Source organism: Acidovorax sp., assembly GCF_047607405.1.
GTDB lineage: Bacteria > Pseudomonadota > Gammaproteobacteria > Burkholderiales > Burkholderiaceae_C > Acidovorax.
The window spans coordinates 1-18,113 of the sequence record NZ_JASGDA010000078.1 but is presented as its reverse complement, the minus strand read 5'-3'; the positions used below and the strand labels follow the sequence as shown (position 1 = coordinate 18,113).

Sequence of the window (18,113 nt, the reverse complement as noted above, 5' to 3'; positions counted from 1 at the left end):
GGCGCGCCTCGGCCGCGCCGCCGCCCGCGAACGGGTCGGCGCCTGCCGCGCCGCCGCCGATGGCGGTGTAGATGCTCTCGACGTGGCCCACGTCGCGCAAGATGCGCTCGCTGGCCTGGCCCACCGCCGCGCGCGTGTCGGCCAGGGTGCTGCCGGGCGGCAGCTCCAGCGTGACCTGCGTCTGTGCGTTGTCGTCGGGCGGGATGAAGCCCGAGGGCAGCAGCGGGATCAGCGCCAGCGAGGCCGCGAAGAACGCCAGCGCGCCCAGCAGCGTCAAGAAGCGGTGCCTGAGGCACCAGCCCGACGCGCGCATGTACGCCGCCAGCCAGCGCGGCTCTTTCTCCAGCGCCACGATGGGCTTCATGATGTACGCCGCCATCATGGGCGTGAGCAGCCGCGCCACCACGAGCGACGCGAACACCGCCAGCGCCGCCGTCCAGCCGAACTGCTTGAAGAACCGCCCCGGAATGCCCGCCATGAAGGCCGTGGGCAAAAACACCGCGATCAGTGTGAAGGTGGTGGCGATGACGGCCAGGCCGATCTCGTCCGCCGCTTCCATGGCCGCCTGGTACGGCGTCTTGCCCATGCGCAGGTGGCGCACGATGTTCTCCACCTCCACGATGGCGTCGTCCACCAAAATGCCCACCACCAGCGACAGCGCCAGCAGCGTGATGATGTTGATGGAAAAGCCCAGGTAGTGCATGCCGATGAAGGCCGGTATCACCGACAGCGGCAGCGCCACGGCAGACACGATGGTCGCGCGCCAGTCGCGCAAGAACAGCCACACCACGATCACCGCCAGGATGGCGCCCTCGTACAGCAGGCGCATGGAGCTGCCGTACTCGTCCCGCGCGATGTCCACGAAGTCCACCGTGCGCGTGAGCGTGAGGTGCGGGAAGTCGGCCTTGAGCTGATCCAGCACCTTCTGCACGCCCGCGCCCACCTCGACCTCGCTCGCGCCCCGGCTGCGCGAGACCTCGAAGCCGATGACCGCCTTGCCGTCCAGCAATGCCGCCGCGCGCGGCTCGGCCACGGTGTCGGAGATGGCGGCGATCTGGTCGAGCCGCACGTGGCGGCCATTGGAGAGGGCGACCTCCAGCGCGCCGATCTCCTGGGCCGTCTGCACGGTGGCGATGGTGCGCACGGGCTGCTCGGCGCCCCCTAAGTCCACGCGGCCTCCGGCGCTGTCCATCTGCACCTGGCGCAGGCGGCGCGACACGTCCGCCGCCGTCACCTGCAGCGCCTGCATGCGCTCGGCATCCAGCGCCACGCGCACCTCGCGCGCCACGCCGCCCACGCGCGTCACGCCGCCCACGCCCGGCACGGCCAGCAGGCGGCGTGTGAGCGTGTCATCGACAAACCACGACAGCGCCTCGTCATCCATTTGGCTCGACCCCACGGCATACGCCTGGATGGGCTGGGCGCTCAGCTCCAGCTTGGCGACGATGGGGTCGCGCACGTCGGCGGGCAGGTCGGCGCGCACGCGGCTGACGGCGGATCGCACGTCGTCCACGGCCTCCTGCACGGGCTTCTCCAGCCGGAACTCGGTGGCGATGGTCGCCACGCCGTCGGTCAGCGTGCTGGTGATGTGCTTGACGCCCTGCAGCGTGGCGATGGCGTTCTCGATCTTGCGCGCCACGTCGCTCTCCAGCTGCCCCGGCGCCGCGCCGGGCAACTGCGCCGTGACCACGACCACGGGCAGGTCCATGTCCGGAAAGTTCTGCACCTTCATCGCGCGGAAGGACATCAGCCCCGCCAGCGTGAGCAGCACGAACAGCATCGCCGCAGGAATCGGGTTCCTGATCGACCAGGCGGAAAGGTTCATTCCGATGCTCCTTATTTGCTAGCTTCTGGCGCTTTACCAGTAAGCGCTGGAGCCTGTTTTGGCTCTGAAACACGCACCAGGTCGCCGTCGTTCAGAAAGGCGCCCCCGCGCTCGACGATGGCCGCGCCCGCGGGCAGGCCGTCCAGCACCTCCACGCGGTCGCCCGTGCGCTGGCCGGTCTGCACGCGGCGCAGCTGCACGCGGCTGCCCTCGCCCAGCACGAACACGGCGCTGAAGCCGTCGCGCACCACGATGGCCGACTGCGGCACCGTGAGCGCGTCGCGCCCGCCCAGCAAAAAGTCGCCGCGCGCGAACATGCCCGCGCGCACGTCAGCGTGCGGGGGCAGGTCCACATAGACCAGCGCGTTGCGCGTCTGCGGGTCCACCGTGGGCGCGATGCTGCGCACCGTGCCCGTCACCTTGGCGCCGCTGGCGGCCACCACCTCGGCCTGCATGCCGGTTTTGATGCGCGGCAGCTCGCTGGACGCCACCTCGGCGCGCCACTCCAGCCGCCCGCGCCGCACCATGCGAAACAGCTCGGTGCCCGCGCCCACCACGGCGCCCACGGTGGCGCTGCGGGCGGAGATGACGCCGTTGTCCGGCGCCAAAACTCGCGTGTGCGCCAGCCGCAGCTGCTGCGCGCGCAGCTGCGCCTGCGCGGCCTCCACGCGGGCCAGGCCCGTCTGTGCCGCCGTGGCGTACTGCTGGATCTGCTGCGCGCTGAGCGCCCCCGTGGCCGACAGGGTGCGCGCGCGCTCGGCGTTGGCCTGGGCCTCGGCGGCGGCGGCCTGCGCCTCGGCCAGGCTGGCGCGGGCCTGGGCCACGTCGGCCTGCACCGTCTCGGTGGCGAAGGTGGCGAGCACCTGCCCGGCCTTGACCACGTCGCCCACGTTCACGCGCACGTCCAAGAGGCGCAGGCCGTTGGATTCGGCGCCGATGCTGGCCTCCTGCCACGCGGCCACGTTGCCGTTGGCGGGCAGGCGCAGGGTGACGGCGCCGCGCTGCGGCGCCACCGTGGTCACGGCCAGGGCCGGGCGCGGCTGTGCGGCGGGCTTGTCGTCCGCCGCCCGGGACGGCAGGACGGCGCTGGCCACCAGCGCGCACAGCGCGGCGGCGGCGATGAAGGCAGGGGTGCGTTGAAGGCGTTGCATGGCGTAGAAAATATGAATGAAATTGGCCTCTATCGCTTATGCAGCAAGCACAAGCAGCTATCAAAAAAGGAGTTACTGTGGCACTTGCCACCCGCCGCCCGCAGCGCGGTACAGGGCCACCCAAGCCGCCTGGCGCTCGTGCCGCAGGGCGACCAGCGCGTTCTCGGCGGCGAGCAGGGTGCGGCGGGCGTCCTCCAGCTCCACCAGGCTGGCCAGGCCGCCGCGCCAGCGCGCCTCGGTGGCGTCGAACGAGGCACGGTAGCCCAGGGCGGCGGCGCGCGCGCTGGCGTTGCGCTCGGCGGTGCTGTGCAGCCGCACCAGCGCCTGCTCGACCTCGCTCACCGCCTGGCGCACCCGGGCGCGGTACAGCGCGGCGGCCTCGTCGTAGCGCGCCTGCGCCGCATCCACCTGCGCCGCGCGGCGCCCGCCGTCGAACAGCGGCACGGTCAGCGCCAGCGGGCCGATGCTCCAGGTGTTCAGGTCCATCGTGGCGCCGCCGGTGCGCACCCAGGCGCGGCCCACCGACCCGGACAGGGCCAGGCGCGGGTAGCGCTGGGCCTGGGCGCTGCCCACGTCGGCGCTGGCGGCGGCCACCTCGCGCTCGGCGTTGTACACGTCGGGCCGCTGGGCCAGCACCTGGGCGGGCAGGGCGGCGATGGTGAACAGCGCGTCGGGCGCGGGCGGCACTGGCGTGGCGATGCGTGCGCGCAGGGCGGTTTCTTGCCAGCCGGTCAGCGCGGCCAGGGTCTTGAAGTCCACGTCGCACAGCATGCGCTGCTGCGCCGTGCGCGCCTGGGCCTCGGCGGCGCTGGCGCGCGCCAGGGCCGCAGCGGCAGGGGCGGTGAACCCTGCGCGCTCGCTCTGGTCGGCCAGGCGCGAGGTCTCGCCGCGCGACTGCGCGTCGCGCTCGGCCACCGAGAGCTGCTCCAGGCAACTGCGCAGGCTGCTCAGCTGCAGCGCCACCTCGGCGGCCACGCTCACGCGGGCCTCGTGCCACAGCGCCTGGGCACCGGCCAGGCGCTCGTCGGCGGCGGCCTGGGCGGCGCGGTTGGCGCCGAACAGGTCGATCTCCCAACTGGCCTGCAGCCCCGCCTGCGCCGTGGTGGCGACGCTGAGGATTTGCTCGTTGAAGCCCCGGCTGGCGCTGGCCTGCCCGTCCAGCGACGGCAGCAGCGCCGCCCGGCTGGCGGCCTGCGTGGCCCGCGCCTGCGCGATGCGCGATTGCGCCTGCGCCACGCCGGGGCTGACGGCCTGGGCGGCCTCGATCAGCTCCACCAGCAGCGGGTCGCCCAGCTGTGTCCACCACCGGGCCATGTCGCCCAGCGAGCCGTGGTGCGGCAGCGGGGCCTGCCAGGCGGCGGCCACCGGCGCCTCGACCCGCGCAGGCGGCGCCGTGGCGGCGCAGGCGCCCAGCAGCAGGGGCAGGCAGGTGGCGAGGATGGATGATCTTCGGAGCTTCATGCGTTGTTGGAATGGACGGTTAGGCGGCCAGGGAGATATGAACCAAATACGGCCCTGGCGCCCGTAGATATTGGGGGTGCAGCTATTGAATCAGGAGTCATTGCACTCTCGCACCCAGGGCTGCAACGATGGCGTCACGGTACACGTTCTCATCGGGAAGGGTGACGTTGTTGAATGCTTCCTGCACCTTGTAAACCGTCGTCGAATGTGGCGGGTGCGCCTGCAGCGAGACCAGCGAACCGCTTGCCATGCCTGCATCCAGAGCATGGTCATAGGCGAGAAACGTGATGGAGGCCGGTTGCAGCGCGTAGCGGATCAGTCCGCCAGCCCCGCCAAGGCGGGACATGATGCGGTCATAGACCGGCGTGGGCGAGACGAAGAACAGGCCCTTGCGGCACAGCGCCTCGCGTTGCAACACCTGGCCCTTGTAGATCAGTTGCGGCAGGATGCGCTTGTTGACGTTCTCCCAGTTCAGCCCAGCGGTGGTTTTTTGCACGCGGCGCGCCCCGTCGAGCAGGGCCTCGCGGCCGTTGCGGTAGTTGCCGGTGGTGTCGATGGTCTGCACCTCCACCGCGACGAACTCCTGCAACTGCCCATCGGCATCCAGCAGTGCCAGCACCCAATCGACGAAGTAGCTGCCAGCGCCGTCTTTTTGCGGCAGGCGCAACTCGCCACCCCAGCGCTTGCCGAATACCGCGACAGCGGGCTGGCCCGTCTCCCGCGCTGTGGCTGCGGCGCCGCCGCCCGCGATGAGCGGCAGGCCCGCACCGAAAGCGATGCGTGCCACGTCGTGCAAGACGCGATAGCCGTCGGCATACAGCCGGATCGGGCAGCAGATCACCGGTGGGGATGTGGCAGGCTTGATGGCGCAGACGCCGGAGATTTCTCCGTCGCTCAGGCGCTTCTCGCACGTCTCGCCCAGATAGGGGCATTGCCTGTCACGCGCCGCTGCAACGGCTGCTGCAGAGCTGTCTTCGGCGCGATAGCCAAAGAACTCCCATACCGTGCCAGCCATCAGGCCGCCCTGCGCTTGTGCGTGCTGGCGGTGCCTTTCAGGGCCTGCGCCATGCACCGCCCAATGGCCGCGCCCAACAGCGGCGGAACGGCATTGCCGACCTGCTCATACTGCTCGACGCGAGAGCCGAGGAACTGATAAGTGTCGGGAAAGGACTGCAGCCGCGCCGCTTCGCGCACGGTGAAGGCGCGGTCCTGCTCGTAATGAAAATATGCGCCCCAATGGGGGTCGCATTTGGTGAGGATGGTGGACGCCAGCCCGTCGGGGTGTACGCGGCCATAGCGCTTGGTGTGGTCGCTGCGGCGCGCTGCGCGCATGCCCTTGGGCAACAGGGCTTCAGGAATGTCCGTCCAGTTGCCGCCCGGTGGAATGTGCGCAAGACGTTCCAGGTTGACGCTGCTCAGGCGCGCAGCTTCATGGCATGTGACCATGCTGGAGCCTTCGCGCATCAAGCATTGATAGGCGTTGCTTGCGGCAAAACGGTAGGGCTTTTCGGGGGCGCCCAGTTCGCCGTTGCGCAAGGCGGGCAGATCGTGGATGGCGTCCTTCACGGTCACATGCGAGGGCAGTTCCAGCGAACGTGGAAGCGCAACCAGGTTCCGGCCCCCGAATTGCGACGTGAAATTGACCCGTACCGGTGCCTGGCGCAACGGCTCCGGGAAGAAATCCGCCGGGCGAATGCCTTCGCGGGAACCCAGGATGATCGTGCGCCAGCGCATCTGCGGCACACCGTAATGCGGCGCATACAGGATGCGAACGTCGGCGTCGTAACCCAGTTGCCGCAGTGATTCAAGAATCGCATCCAGCGTGTCCCCGCCCTCGAAGGACACCATGCCAGGGACGTTCTCGATCAGCACCGCACGCGGCTGGAACTCTGAGACAAAACGCAGGTATTCGCGGAACAAGTGGTTGCGTGAATCCTCGGTGGAGCGCTTGGGCGCGTTGATGGAAAACCCCTGGCATGGCGGGCCGCCCGCGATGAGGTCCAGCGCTCCGGGGCGCAGCCCAAGGCGCTCACGCACCTGGCCCGCGTCCACCTGGCGGATGTCGCGGCTGTCCACCAGCGTGCGCGGGTGGTTGGCTGCGAAAGTGCGCGCATACCGTGGAGAGATTTCATTCGCGTACAGGCTGGTAAAGCCTGCTTCACGCAGCCCTTCGGACAGGCCGCCAGCACCGGCGAACAAATCAAGAGCATTCAAAGTCATATAACCCTCCAGCCCAATCGCTGTAAGCGCAATCAGCTATAAAATAAGTAGCAATCATGCCGTGCGCCCAAACACCGCCTGCCACAGCGCCAGCACCGCATCACGCTCGGCCTGCAGCGCGGGCGGCGCGACCTGGGTGGGGGCTTCGTCCAGGCGGGCCAGGTGCTGCACGCGGCGCAGTTCGCGGTAGGCGTCGGCCGCCGCCGTGCCCACGCCGGGCGGCAGCAGGCCCGCCTGTTCGGCGCGCTGCAGCAGGGCGATGTTGCCCACGTTGTCGCGCAGCGCGGGGTGGGTGGCGGACTGGGACAGCACCAGGTATTGCACGGCGAATTCGGCGTCCACCATGCCGCCGGGGCTGTGCTTCACGTCGAACTGCCCCGCGCGCGTGGGGTGGGCCGCGCGCACGCGCTCGCGCATGAGTACGATCTCCTCGCGCAGCGCCGCCGGGTCGCGCTCGGACGTGATGACGGCCTCGCGCACGGCGTCGAAGCGCGCCTGCAGGGCCTCGCTGCCGAGCACGAAGCGCGCGCGCGTCATGGCCTGGTGCTCCCAGGTCCAGGCGGTGTTGCTGCCCCGGCGCTGCTGGTAGTTGGCGTAGGCGTCGAAGCTGGTGACCAGCAGGCCCGAGCTGCCGTTGGGGCGCAGGGCGGTGTCGATCTCGTACAGGTCGCCCTCGCCCGTCTTGACGGTGAGCCAGTTGATGAGCTTGCGCACGAAGGCGGCATAGACCTCGCTGGCGCGCTCGTCGTCGTCGTCGAAGACGAAGACGATGTCCAGGTCGCTGCCGTAGCCCAGCTCCTTTCCGCCGAGCTTGCCGTAGCCGATGATGGCGAACTGCGGGCTGTCGCGGTGGCGGGTCTTGAGGCGGCTCCAGCACCACTGGGTGGTGATGCGCAGCACGCTGTCGGCCAAGGCCGAGAGGTCGTCCGCCACCTGCTCGACGGTGATGCGCCGCTCCACGTCGCGCGCCAGCGTGCGGAAGGTTTCGGCGTGCTGGGCGCGGCGCAGCAGGTTGAGCAGGGTTTCGTCGTCGTCCTCGCCGGTGGACTGCAGCGAAGCCAGGCGCAGGGCCAGTTCGCGCTCGAAGTCGGCCGCCACGAAGCGCTCGGCCAGCAGGGCGTCGCCCGCCAGCTCGTCGATCACGCCGGGGTGCTGCAGCATGTAGCGCGCGGGCCATTTGGCGGCGCCCAGCAGGTGCAGAAGCTGCTCATGCACCGAGGGGCGCTCCAGCAGCAGCGCCAGATAGCTTTCGCGGCGCAGCAGGGGCTCCAGCCAGTTGGCCAGGCGCAGCGCGGCTTCTTCGGTCACGCGCTCTTCCTTCAGCCACTGCGCGGTGCGCTGCACCAGGCGCAGCAGGCGCGCGCGGGCCTCGTCGCGCAGGCCCGCCACGCGCGGGTGGTTGCGCCATTCGGTCACGCGCTCGCGAAAGGCCGGGGGCAATTGCGCGAGCAGGGCGTCGAACTCCGGCGGGGGCGGCGCGGCGGCACGCGGGCCGCCGCAGCCGCCGCCGCTGCATTGCTTCTTGCCCGCGCCGCCGAGCAGGGTGTCGAACTCCTGCGCGACCAGCTCGCGGTGCGCGTCCAGCTCGTGCAGGAAGGTGCAGCAGTTGTCATGGCCCATGGTGCGGGCGATCCAGGCCAGGTCGTCGTCGCGCGTGGGCAGCATGTGGGTCTGCTGGTCGTCCAGGTACTGGATGCGGTGCTCCACGCGGCGCAGGAACTCGTAGGCGCGGGCCAGGGCGTCGGCGGTCGCCTGCGGCATGAGGCCCGCGCGCGCCAGGCGCTGCAGCCCTTCGAGCGTGGGGCGCGTGCGCAGCTCGGGGAACTGGCCGCCGCGCACCACCTGCAAAAGCTGCACGGTGAATTCGATCTCGCGGATGCCGCCGCGCGAGAGCTTCACGTCGTTGGCGCGCTCGGGGTGGCCCGCGCTGCGCTTGGCGGCGTGGTCGCGGATCTGTCGGTGCAGCGTGCGCAGTGAATCGAACACGCTGTAGTCCAGGTAGCGGCGGAACACGAAGGGCAGCACCACGCCGCGCAGGGCCTGCACCTCGGCGCTGGCGATGCAGTCGCGCGGCGCGACCACGCGGCTTTTGAGCCAGGCGAAGCGCTCCCATTCGCGGCCCTGCACCTGCAAATACTCTTCCAGCGCCGCCAGCGACACGGCGGACGGGCCGGAGTTGCCGTTGGGCCGCAGCGCCAGGTCCACGCGAAAGACGAAGCCGTGCTCGGTGGTGTCGCCCACCAGGCTGTAGATGGCCTTGACGGCGCGCGCGAAGTATTCGTGGTTGGAGATGCGGCCCCTGCCGTCGGGCGTGCCCGCCGTCTCGCCGTCGTGCTCATAGACGTAGATCAGGTCGATGTCGCTGGACACGTTCAGCTCGCGCGCGCCCAGCTTGCCCATGCCGATGACCCACAGCTGCACGGGCTGGCCGTCCGGCCCGCGCGGCGCGCCGTGGCGCGCGTCCAGTTCCTTGCGGGCCTGCTGGCAGGCATGATGAAGCGCCAGTTCGGCCAGTTCGGTCACGGCGCGGGTGATGTCGGACAGCGGCGCGGCTTCGTCGCAGTCGAGCCGGATCAGCCGCTCCATGACCAGTTGGCGCACCACGCGCAGGGCGGCGCCCGTGTCGCAGCCGCGCGCGCGCAGCGCCTCGCACGCCTGGGCCATGGTGGCGCGCACGGGAGGGCCGGGGGGCAAGAGGGGCAGGTCGTCGCCGTAGCGGCGCTGCAGCCGCTGGTAGAAGCGCGAATGCGGGGCCAGGGGTTCAGAGGACATGACGGACTGGGCACGCGGCCGCATACACAAGGACACTCGTTCGTAGTGAACCCGCACGAGGGGCGCGGGTCATAATTCCTGCCACTTTCAATCCCACCATGATCGCTCCCGCCACGCACCCCACACGCCTGCTGAAATTCATGGCTGGTCTTGCGCGGTGGTCACTGGGTTTGATGCTGGCCTTCTGGCTGCTGCTGACCATCGCCTGGGGGGCCTTGCACGGCTGGATTGTGCCGCGAATCGGGGACTTCCGCCCACAACTGGAAACGCATGCCGCACGGGCTTTGGGGGTTCCCGTGCGGATCGGCGCGATCACCGCGCACGCCGAGGGGTTGATCCCGTCGGTGGAGCTGTCGGACGTGGCGCTGCTGGACGGCGCGGGCCGCGCGGCGCTGCGCCTGCCGCGCGTGGTGCTGGCGCTGTCGCCGCGCTCGCTGCTCAACGGCGGCTTCGAGCAGCTCTACATCGAGGGGCCCGAGCTGGACGTGCGCCGCGCCGCCGATGGCCGCATCTTCGTGGCGGGCCTGGACTTCTCGAAAAGCCAGGACGCCGACAGCAGCGCCGCCGCCGACTGGCTGTTCTCGCAGGGCGAGGTGTTCGTCCGGGGCGGCACGCTGCGCTGGACCGACGAGCAGCGCGGCGCCCCGACGCTGGCGCTGGAGAAGGTGGACCTGCTGCTGCGCAACGGCAACTGGTACCACCACATGCGCCTGGACGCCACGCCGCCCCTGGCCTGGGGCGACCGCTTTACCGTGGTGGGGCTGTTTCGCGCACCCCTGCTGAGCGCGCGCGACGGCAACTGGAAGCACTGGAGCGGCCAGGTGTTCGCCGACTTTGCCCGCGTGGACGTGGCGCAGCTGCGCCACCACGCCGACGTGGGGGTTCAGGTCGCCCAGGGGCGCGGCGCGCTGCGCGCCTGGGCCGACGTGCAGCGCGGGCAGATCGTCGGCGGCACGGCCGACCTGGCGCTGGCCGATGTCAGCGCCACCCTGGGGCCGGACTTGCAGGCGCTGGTGCTGCCGTCCATCCAGGGGCGGCTGGGCGGGCGCCGACTGGACGGCGGTTTCGAGTTCTCCACGCAGGCCCTGCAGTTCGAGACCGACGACGGCCTGGCCTGGCCCGGCGGCAACCTGCGGCTGGTGCATACCGCCGCCGTGGGCAAGGCCCCCGCGCAGGGCGAGTTCCGCGCCGACCGCCTGGACCTGGCCGCGCTGGCGCAGATCGCCAGCCGACTGCCGCTCTCCGCCACGGCGCACGGCGCGCTGCGCGCCTACGCGCCGCAGGGCCTGGTGGACGAGGTGCAGGCCACCTGGAAGGGCCCGCTGGACCAGCTGCAGGAATACCACGTGCGCGGTCGGGTCAGCGGCCTGGCCCTGGCCGCCGACGCGGCAGGCGGTGCCGAGCCCGCCCACCCGGGCCTGCGCGGCGCCACGGTGGACATCGACATGACGCAGGCCGGGGGCCGCGCGGCCCTCGCCATCGCGTCCGGCGCGCTGGTGCTGCCCGGCGTGTTCGAGGAGCCGGTGCTGCCCCTGGACCGCCTGAGCGCCAGCGTGCGCTGGCAGATCGACGGCAGCCGCATCGCGGTGCAGGCCGACGACGTGCAGTTTGCCAACGCCGACGCGCAGGGCGAGGCGCGCGCGAGCTGGCACACCAGCGACGAGCGCAAGGTGGCGCATGCATCGCGCTTTCCCGGCGTGCTGGACCTGACCGGCACGCTGAGCCGGGCGAACGGCACGCGCGTGTACCGCTACCTGCCGCTGTCCATACCCGCCGATTCGCGCCACTACGTGCGCGACGCCGTGGTGGCGGGCAGCGCCAGCGGCGTGCAGTTCCGCGTCAAGGGCGACCTGCAGCATCTGCCCTTCGACAACCCCAGGCAGGGCGAATTCCGCATCGCCGCGCGCGTGAAGGACGTGACCTATGCCTACGTACCGCCCGCGCTGCAACCGGCGGGCAGCCTGCCCTGGCCCGCGCTCACCGATCTGTCGGGCGAGCTGGTCTTCGAGCGCTCGTCCATGCAGGTGCGCGGCGCCAGCGCCGCCTTCGCGGGGCGGTCGGGCCTGCGGCTGTCGAAGGTGGAAGCGCGCATTCCCGACCTGTCCCACACCGTGGTCGGCGTGAGTGCGGACGCACGCGGGCCGCTGGCCGACCTGCTGGCGCTCATGCACACCTCGCCGCTGGGCGCCATGACCGGCAGCGCGCTGGACCAGGCCAGCGGCACGGGCAACGCAGACTTTCAATTGCGCCTGTCGCTGCCCATCGGCGACATCGACAAATCCAAGGTTCAGGGCAGCGTTACCCTGGCGGGCAACGAGCTGCGCATCACGCCCGACGCGCCCGCCCTGAGCCGCTTGCGGGGCACCGTGCAGTTCACGGAATCGGGCTTCACGCTCAATGGCGTGCAGGCGCAGGCGCTGGGCGGCCCCGTGCGGCTGGAGGGCGGCATGCGCGCCAACGCAGCAGTCAACGGGCCGACGGCGCACGAGCCGGTGATGCAACTGCGCGCCACGGGCACGGCCACGGCGGAGGGGCTGCAGCAGTCATCCCCGCAACTGGGCATGCTTTCGCAGCTGGCGCGCCGCGCCACGGGCAGCGCGCCCTACGCCATGACGCTGGCCTTGCGCCGGGGCGTGCCCGAGGTGCAGGTGTCCACCAGCCTGCAGGGGCTGGCGCTGGCGCTGCCCGCCCCGCTGGGCAAGAGCGCCGACAGCACCTTGCCTCTGCGCTTCGAGACCCAGGTGGCGCGCGAGTCGCTGGCGTCCGCCGCCGCGCCGCTGCACGACCAGATCACGCTGGACCTGGGCGCACTGGGCTCCGCCGTCTATGTGCGCGACCTCAGCGGCCCCCAGCCGCGCGTGCTGCGCGGCGCGATCGGTCTGGGCCTGTCGAACGGGGAATCGGCGCCCCTGCCAGCCCAGGGCGTGGCCGCCAACATCCGCCAGGACAAGCTGGACGTGGACGCCTGGGAAGCGGCGCTGGCGCAGGCCGCGCCCGGCCCCGCGAGCGCCGCCGCCACGCAGGGCGCGGCGCAGGACTACCTGCCCACCACGCTGGCCCTGCGCGCGCGCGAACTCACGCTGCAGGGCCGCACCCTGCACGACATCGTGGCGGGCGCGCAGCGCGAGGGCGCCACCTGGCGCGTCAACCTGGACGCCGCCGAGTTGAACGGCTACCTGGAATACCGCCCCGACCCCGGGCGCCTGTACGCGCGCCTGGCACGCGTAAACATGCCGCAGAGCGACGCGAATGCGGTCGAGTCGCTGCTGGACGAGCAGCCCGGCGCGCTGCCTGCACTGGACATCGTGGTGGACGAATTCGAGCTGCGCGGCAAGCACCTGGGCCGCGTGGAAATGGAAGCCCAGAACCGCGGCGGCGAGGGCGCGCAGCGCGAATGGCGCCTGTCCAAGTTCAACATCACCGCGCCCGAGGCCAGCTTCACCGCCAACGGCAACTGGGCCGTACACGGCGCGCAAGGGCCCGGCCCCCGGTCGCCCGAGCGGCGCACGGTGCTGAACTTCAGCCTCGACATCCGCGACACGGGCGATCTGCTGGGCCGCATGGGCATGCCGGGCGTGGTGCGCCGGGGCAAGGGCCGCATGGAGGGCCAGGTGGCCTGGATCGGCGCCCCCATCAGTCCCGACTACCACACGATGACGGGGCAGATCAACCTCAACGTCGAGTCCGGCCAGTTCCTCAAGGCCGGCCCGGGCCTGGCCAAGCTGCTTTCGGTGCTGAGCCTGCAGTCGCTGCCACGGCGGCTGACGCTGGACTTCCGCGACGTGTTCAGCGAGGGCTTCGCGTTCGACTTCGTGCGCGGCGACGTGCGCATCGAGCAGGGTATGGCCACCACCAACAACCTGCAGATGAAGGGCGTGAACGCCGCCGTGCTCATGGAAGGCAGCGCCGACATCGACCACGAAACGCAGGACCTGCGCGTGGTGGTGGTGCCCGAGATCAACGCCATGACGGCCTCGCTGGTGGCCACCGCCATCAACCCCGTGATCGGCCTGGGCAGCTTCCTGGCGCAGATGTTCCTGCGCGGGCCGCTCATCGAGGCCGCCACCCAGGAATTCCGCATCGACGGCACGTGGTCCGACCCGCGCGTGGCGCGCGTGCCGCGACGCGCCCGCGACGACGCCCCCGCCGCCGAGACAACCGGAGACACCCCATGACGCTGCAGGCCGCCGCCCTCCAGATGGTCTCGACCCCCCGGCTCGCCGACAACCTGGACGCCGCCCGCGCGCTGCTGGAGCAGGCCGCCCGGGGCGGCGCCGAACTGGCCGTGCTGCCCGAATACTTCTGCGCCATGGGCCACCAGGACACCGACAAGCTCGCCTGGCGCGAGGCCGAGGGCGACGGCCCCGTGCAGCGCTTTCTCGCCGCCGCCGCGCGCGAGCTGGGCCTGTGGATCGTGGGCGGCACGCTGCCGCTGCGCACCGAGGCCCCCGACCGCGTGCGCAACACCACCCTGGTGTTCAACCCCGGCGGCGACTGCGTGGCGCGCTACGACAAGATCCACCTCTTTCATTTCGACAACGGACGCGAACGGTACGACGAAGGCCGCGTCATCGAGGCCGGCGGCGCGCCCGTGCAGTTCGACCTGCCCTCGCGCGGCGGCCACTGCTGGCGCGTGGGCCTGTCGGTGTGCTACGACCTGCGCTTTCCCGAGCTGTACCGCCGCCACGCGCAGGCGGGCTGTGACCTGCTGCTGGTGCCCGCCGCGTTCACCCACACCACCGGCCAGGCGCACTGGGAGGTGCTGCTGCGCGCCCGCGCCATCGAGAACCTGGCCTACGTGCTGGCGCCCGCGCAGGGCGGCGTGCATGAGAACGGGCGCCACACCTGGGGCCACAGCATGCTGATCGACCCCTGGGGCACGGTGCTGGCCCAGCAGGCACAAGGCCCGGGCGTGGTGGCAGGCATGCTGGACCCCGAGCGCGTGCGCAGCGTGCGCCTGCAGCTGCCCGCGCTGTCGCACAGGGTGCTGTGACGATCGCCCTGCGCTCCCTGGTGCGGCGCTGGCGCGGCGCGTTGCGCCGCTGGTCGCTGTGGACGGCGCTGGTGCTGCTGGTGGCCGCTATGCTCGCCACCCTGGTGTGGCTGGCGGGGCGCTACGAGGCCAGCCAGGTGCAGTCGCACCTGGAACGCGACACGACCGACGCCGTGTCCGACATCCGCACCGCGCTCGCGCGCAACCTGCAAAGCCTGCAGGCCCTGCACCCCGCCGACGTGGACCCACTGGCCTGGGACGCCGACGCCGCCGAGCTGCTGCGCGACCGGCGCGAGCTGGTGCGCATCGAATGGCGGGACAGCAGCCTGCGCGTGCGCGCCCATGCCCAGTCGCCCTACCGGCCCGTGGCCTGGGACGCGCGCATGCGCGAAGGCAGCCATTCGGACGCCGCCATCGCCTGCGCCAACGCGCGGCGCCTGGGCAGCCCGTCGTACTCCAGCAGCTACTTCCAGCCGCACGGCGACGGCCTGGGGTCGGAGATGATGGAGCTGTGCGTGCCCGTGGCCGCCAGCGGGCACCCCACCGGCTTCCTGGTGGCCACCTATGCGCTGCGGGACATCCTGGTCAACCAGGTGGCGCACAGCCTCACGCGCAGCCAGGAAGCCTCGTTCACCGAGGCCGACGGCACGCGGCTGGCCACGCTGGGCTCGCCGCGCCGGGGCTCGCGCATGTTCACAGCGCAGCAGCTCATCGACCTGCCCGGCGCTACCCTGGTACTGCGCATGAATGCCTGGCACAGCGCGCCCAGCCTGTTCCCGAACGTGCTCACCGCGCTGGTCACGGCCATGTCGATCGCGCTGGTCACGGTGATGGTGGTGCTGGTGCGCGACAACCGCCGCCGCCTGCGCGCCGAGCGCGACCTGGCCGATGCCCTGGCGTTCCGCAAGGCCATGGAAGACTCGCTGGTCACCGGCCTGCGCGCGCGCGACCTGCAGGGCCGCATCACCTACGTGAACCCCGCGTTCTGCGCCATGGTGGGCTTCGCCCCCGAGGAGCTGCTGGGCAACGCCGTGCCCGCGCCGTACTGGCCGCCCGAGTTCATCGAGGAATACCGCCAGCGCCAGGCCGTGCGCTTCGCGGGCCAGGTGCCGCCGCGCGAGGGCTACGAGTCGGTCTTCATGCGCAAGGACGGCACGCGTTTTCCGGTGCTCATCATCGAGGCGCCCCTCATCAACGCCCAGGGCCAGCACACGGGCTGGATGAGCGCCTTCCTGGACATCAGCGAACAGCGCCGGGTCGAAGAGCTCTCGCGCGCCTCGCAGGAGCGGCTGCAGGCCACGGCGCGCCTGGCCACCGTGGGCGAGATGGCCTCGCTGCTGAGCCACGAGCTGAACCAGCCCCTGGCCGCCATCGCCAGCTACGCCACGGGCTCCATCAACCTGCTCGAAACCCCGGAGCCCGGGCACCTGCAGGACGTGCGCATGGCCATGCAGCACATCGCGCGCCAGGCGGAACGCGCGGGCAAGGTCATCAAGAGCGTGCACGACTTCGTGCGCCGCCGCGACCAGGCACGCGAGGCCGTACACGCGCAGCAGCTGCTGGACGCCATCCAGCCCCTGGTCAGCCTGCAGGCGCGCAAGCTGGGCGTGCGCGTGGACACTGCACTGGAGCCCGGCCTGCCCCCCGTGCTGTGCGACCGCACCATGGTCGAGCAGGTGCTGCTCAACCTGGCGCGCAACGCCATGCAGGCCATGGACGACCCCGCCGCGCGCGACCGGGTGCTCACGCTGTGCGTGCGCCGCGCCGCGTCCAACCAGCACGGCGGCTGGGTCGAGTTCGCGGTGGCGGACGTGGGCACCGGCATCCCGCAGGACGTGGCCGCCCGGCTGTTCACGCCCTTCTTCACCACCCGCGCCGAAGGCATGGGCCTGGGCCTGTCGCTGTGCCGCACGGTGATCGAGCAGCACGGCGGCTTCCTCGGGTTCGCGCCCAACGGCCTGCGTGGTACGGTTTTCACCTTTACGCTGCCCCTGGCGCCCTGGAACAATCCCTCCTGATGGAACCCACCACCAACGCCACCGTGTACATCGTGGACGACGACGCCAGCGTGCGCGAGGCGCTGGCCTGGCTGCTGCGCTCGCGCAGGCTGCCCAGCGAATCGTTCGACAGCGCCGAAGCCTTCGACGCCATGCTGGCCAGCCGCCCCGCGCAGCGCCAGCCCTGCTGCCTGCTGCTGGACGTGCGCATGCCCGGCATGAGCGGGCTGGCGCTGTTCGACCTGCTGGCCGTGCGCGGCGATTTGCAGACCCTGCCCGTCATCTTTCTCACTGGCCACGCCGATGTGCCCACGGCGGTGGACGCCGTCAAGCGCGGCGCGTTCGACTTCTGCGAGAAGCCCTTTTCCGACAACGCGCTGGTGGACCGCATCGAGCAGGCCCTGGCCCTGTCCGCCCAGCGCCTGGCCCAGTTGCGCGAGCGCAGCGACCTGCAGGTGCGCCTGGCAGACCTGACCGACCGCGAGCGCGACGTGATGGACCTGGTGGTGGCGGGCCTGCCCAACAAGCTGATCGCCGACCAGTTGGACATCAGCGTGCGCACGGTGGAGGTCCACCGCTCGCGGGTGTTCGACAAGATGCAGGTCAAGTCGGCGGTGGAACTGGCGAATTTGCTGCGCAACGTCTAGAGTCGGCCCCGCTGGCGCGCGGGCCAAGGGGCTGAGGAATACGGGGTAAAGAACATCAGAAGGGATAACCCTTTGAGCTTCACTGACGCATTGGGCCTTCAGCACGACGTGCGTCCAGCACGTTCGCTTCTGCTGCAACAAAAGGACTTCTTGTGGGTGGGCCGCTGGCTGTTTCAGCCACTGTGGATGCTTTGAGCTTGGCGACTGGAATGGCTGGTGGAACCCCATCTTCTGCTTTGCTATCCGCTGGTTCAGCCGCCAACACCATGGCACTCAGATCAGGTCAAGCACTGGCAGTGGGAGGGCTGGGCGTTGCGTCATACGCGACAACGGCCAATGTGATGGCATTGACTAGCTGTAGTTGCAGGCGATGAGTGCTCTGTTTCAAAACTATCCGATCATTGCCAGCGCATTGATCCTGGCTCTGTCGTTGTTTGCTGGTGCGATTGAGCTAGAGGCCATGCGATCCAAAGTGCCTGCTGTCTTGACATGGGGGCTTGGGGGGATGGGTCTGCTGGCCCCCGTGCTAAGCGCCTCACTCTCTCCTGTGACCAAACTCGTGTTGGCAGTTTGTTTGTTGGCGGTTTAAGCGGTCGGCATCAACTACGTGCTAAAAAAACACTTGTAAAAAAGCCAGGACAAAACGACAAGCGAGCTGTAAGACGAAGCAATGTGTTGCAAGAGCCAACGCTTGATCAGGGTAAGGTGACGTGGAGTTGCACCATGCACCCAACTGAAGCCAAACCTAATCTTTGTGGCTCGGACTCAAAATAGTCAACGCTATAGATTCAATAGCTAATTACGCCCATCCCAAAAGGGCGGTTTCAAGTCCAAGTGCAACAAATATTCAATGTACAGGGTCTGACTGCTGGCTCAATCGAGCCAAGTGCTCGGCATAGACCTCAATGGGCTTGCGCCAACCCAGGGTCATCCTGGGGCGGCCATTGAGTTCATCAGCCACGGCATCGAGTTGCTCTTGGGTGTAGCCGCTCAGATCGGTGCCCTTGGGGAAGTACTGGCGCAGCAGTCCATTGGTGTTCTCGTTGG

Annotated in this window: 11 protein-coding genes; 4 read left to right on the top strand and 7 right to left on the bottom strand. The window is 70.2% G+C overall.

The genetic code is table 11. The features are described 5' to 3' along the window. From QM569_RS09215 to glnE, 6 genes are all read right to left on the bottom strand, one after another. A partial coding sequence (locus QM569_RS09215; protein ID WP_414986936.1) for an efflux RND transporter permease subunit occupies positions 1–1,825 on the bottom strand: 1,825 nt, incomplete at its 3' end. Positions 1,826–1,836: 11 nt separating this feature from the next. Then, entirely contained in the window at positions 1,837–2,976 is a 1,140-nt protein-coding gene (locus tag QM569_RS09210) for an efflux RND transporter periplasmic adaptor subunit (protein ID WP_414986935.1), read from the bottom strand. Positions 2,977–3,048: 72 nt separating this feature from the next. Continuing rightward, entirely contained in the window at positions 3,049–4,437 is a 1,389-nt protein-coding gene (locus tag QM569_RS09205) for an efflux transporter outer membrane subunit (RefSeq protein WP_414986934.1), read from the bottom strand. A gap of 97 nt (positions 4,438–4,534) precedes the next feature. Next, positions 4,535–5,452 (bottom strand): NotI family restriction endonuclease, encoded by a 918-nt coding sequence (locus tag QM569_RS09200; RefSeq protein ID WP_414986933.1) that lies wholly within the window; start codon positions 5,450–5,452, stop codon positions 4,535–4,537. Beyond that, positions 5,452–6,636: a DNA cytosine methyltransferase gene (locus QM569_RS09195; RefSeq protein WP_414986932.1), complete on the bottom strand. Its 1,185-nt coding sequence runs from the start codon at positions 6,634–6,636 to the stop codon at positions 5,452–5,454. The genes QM569_RS09200 and QM569_RS09195 overlap by 1 nt, the downstream gene beginning before the upstream one ends. Positions 6,637–6,711: 75 nt before the next feature. Continuing rightward, positions 6,712–9,429 (bottom strand): bifunctional [glutamate--ammonia ligase]-adenylyl-L-tyrosine phosphorylase/[glutamate--ammonia-ligase] adenylyltransferase, encoded by a 2,718-nt coding sequence (glnE, locus tag QM569_RS09190; RefSeq protein WP_414986931.1) that lies wholly within the window; start codon positions 9,427–9,429, stop codon positions 6,712–6,714. Between the two features lie 98 nt (positions 9,430–9,527). Here glnE and QM569_RS09185 point away from each other — a divergent pair, with 98 nt between their 5' ends. Genes QM569_RS09185 through QM569_RS09170 form a run of 4 tightly spaced genes read left to right on the top strand, consistent with a single transcriptional unit; the run spans position 9,528 to position 17,066 of the window. Further along, positions 9,528–13,604 (top strand): YhdP family protein, encoded by a 4,077-nt coding sequence (locus QM569_RS09185; RefSeq protein ID WP_414986930.1) that lies wholly within the window; start codon positions 9,528–9,530, stop codon positions 13,602–13,604. A gap of 2 nt (positions 13,605–13,606) precedes the next feature. Continuing rightward, positions 13,607–14,422, top strand: coding sequence for a carbon-nitrogen hydrolase family protein (locus QM569_RS09180; protein WP_414986937.1), 816 nt, complete (start codon positions 13,607–13,609; stop codon positions 14,420–14,422). Continuing rightward, positions 14,419–16,440 carry a sensor histidine kinase gene (locus QM569_RS09175; protein ID WP_414986929.1) on the top strand — a complete coding sequence of 674 codons (2,022 nt, stop codon included), beginning with the start codon at positions 14,419–14,421 and terminating at the stop codon, positions 16,438–16,440. Before QM569_RS09180 ends, QM569_RS09175 begins: the two co-directional genes overlap by 4 nt. Next, complete coding sequence (locus QM569_RS09170; protein WP_414986928.1) at positions 16,440–17,066, top strand: response regulator transcription factor; 627 nt, start codon at positions 16,440–16,442, stop codon at positions 17,064–17,066. Before QM569_RS09175 ends, QM569_RS09170 begins: the two co-directional genes overlap by 1 nt. A gap of 847 nt (positions 17,067–17,913) precedes the next feature. Here QM569_RS09170 and QM569_RS09165 read toward each other — a convergent pair. Continuing rightward, the coding region (locus QM569_RS09165) for a transposase (protein WP_414986927.1) at positions 17,914–18,113 on the bottom strand (200 nt) is incomplete at its 5' end.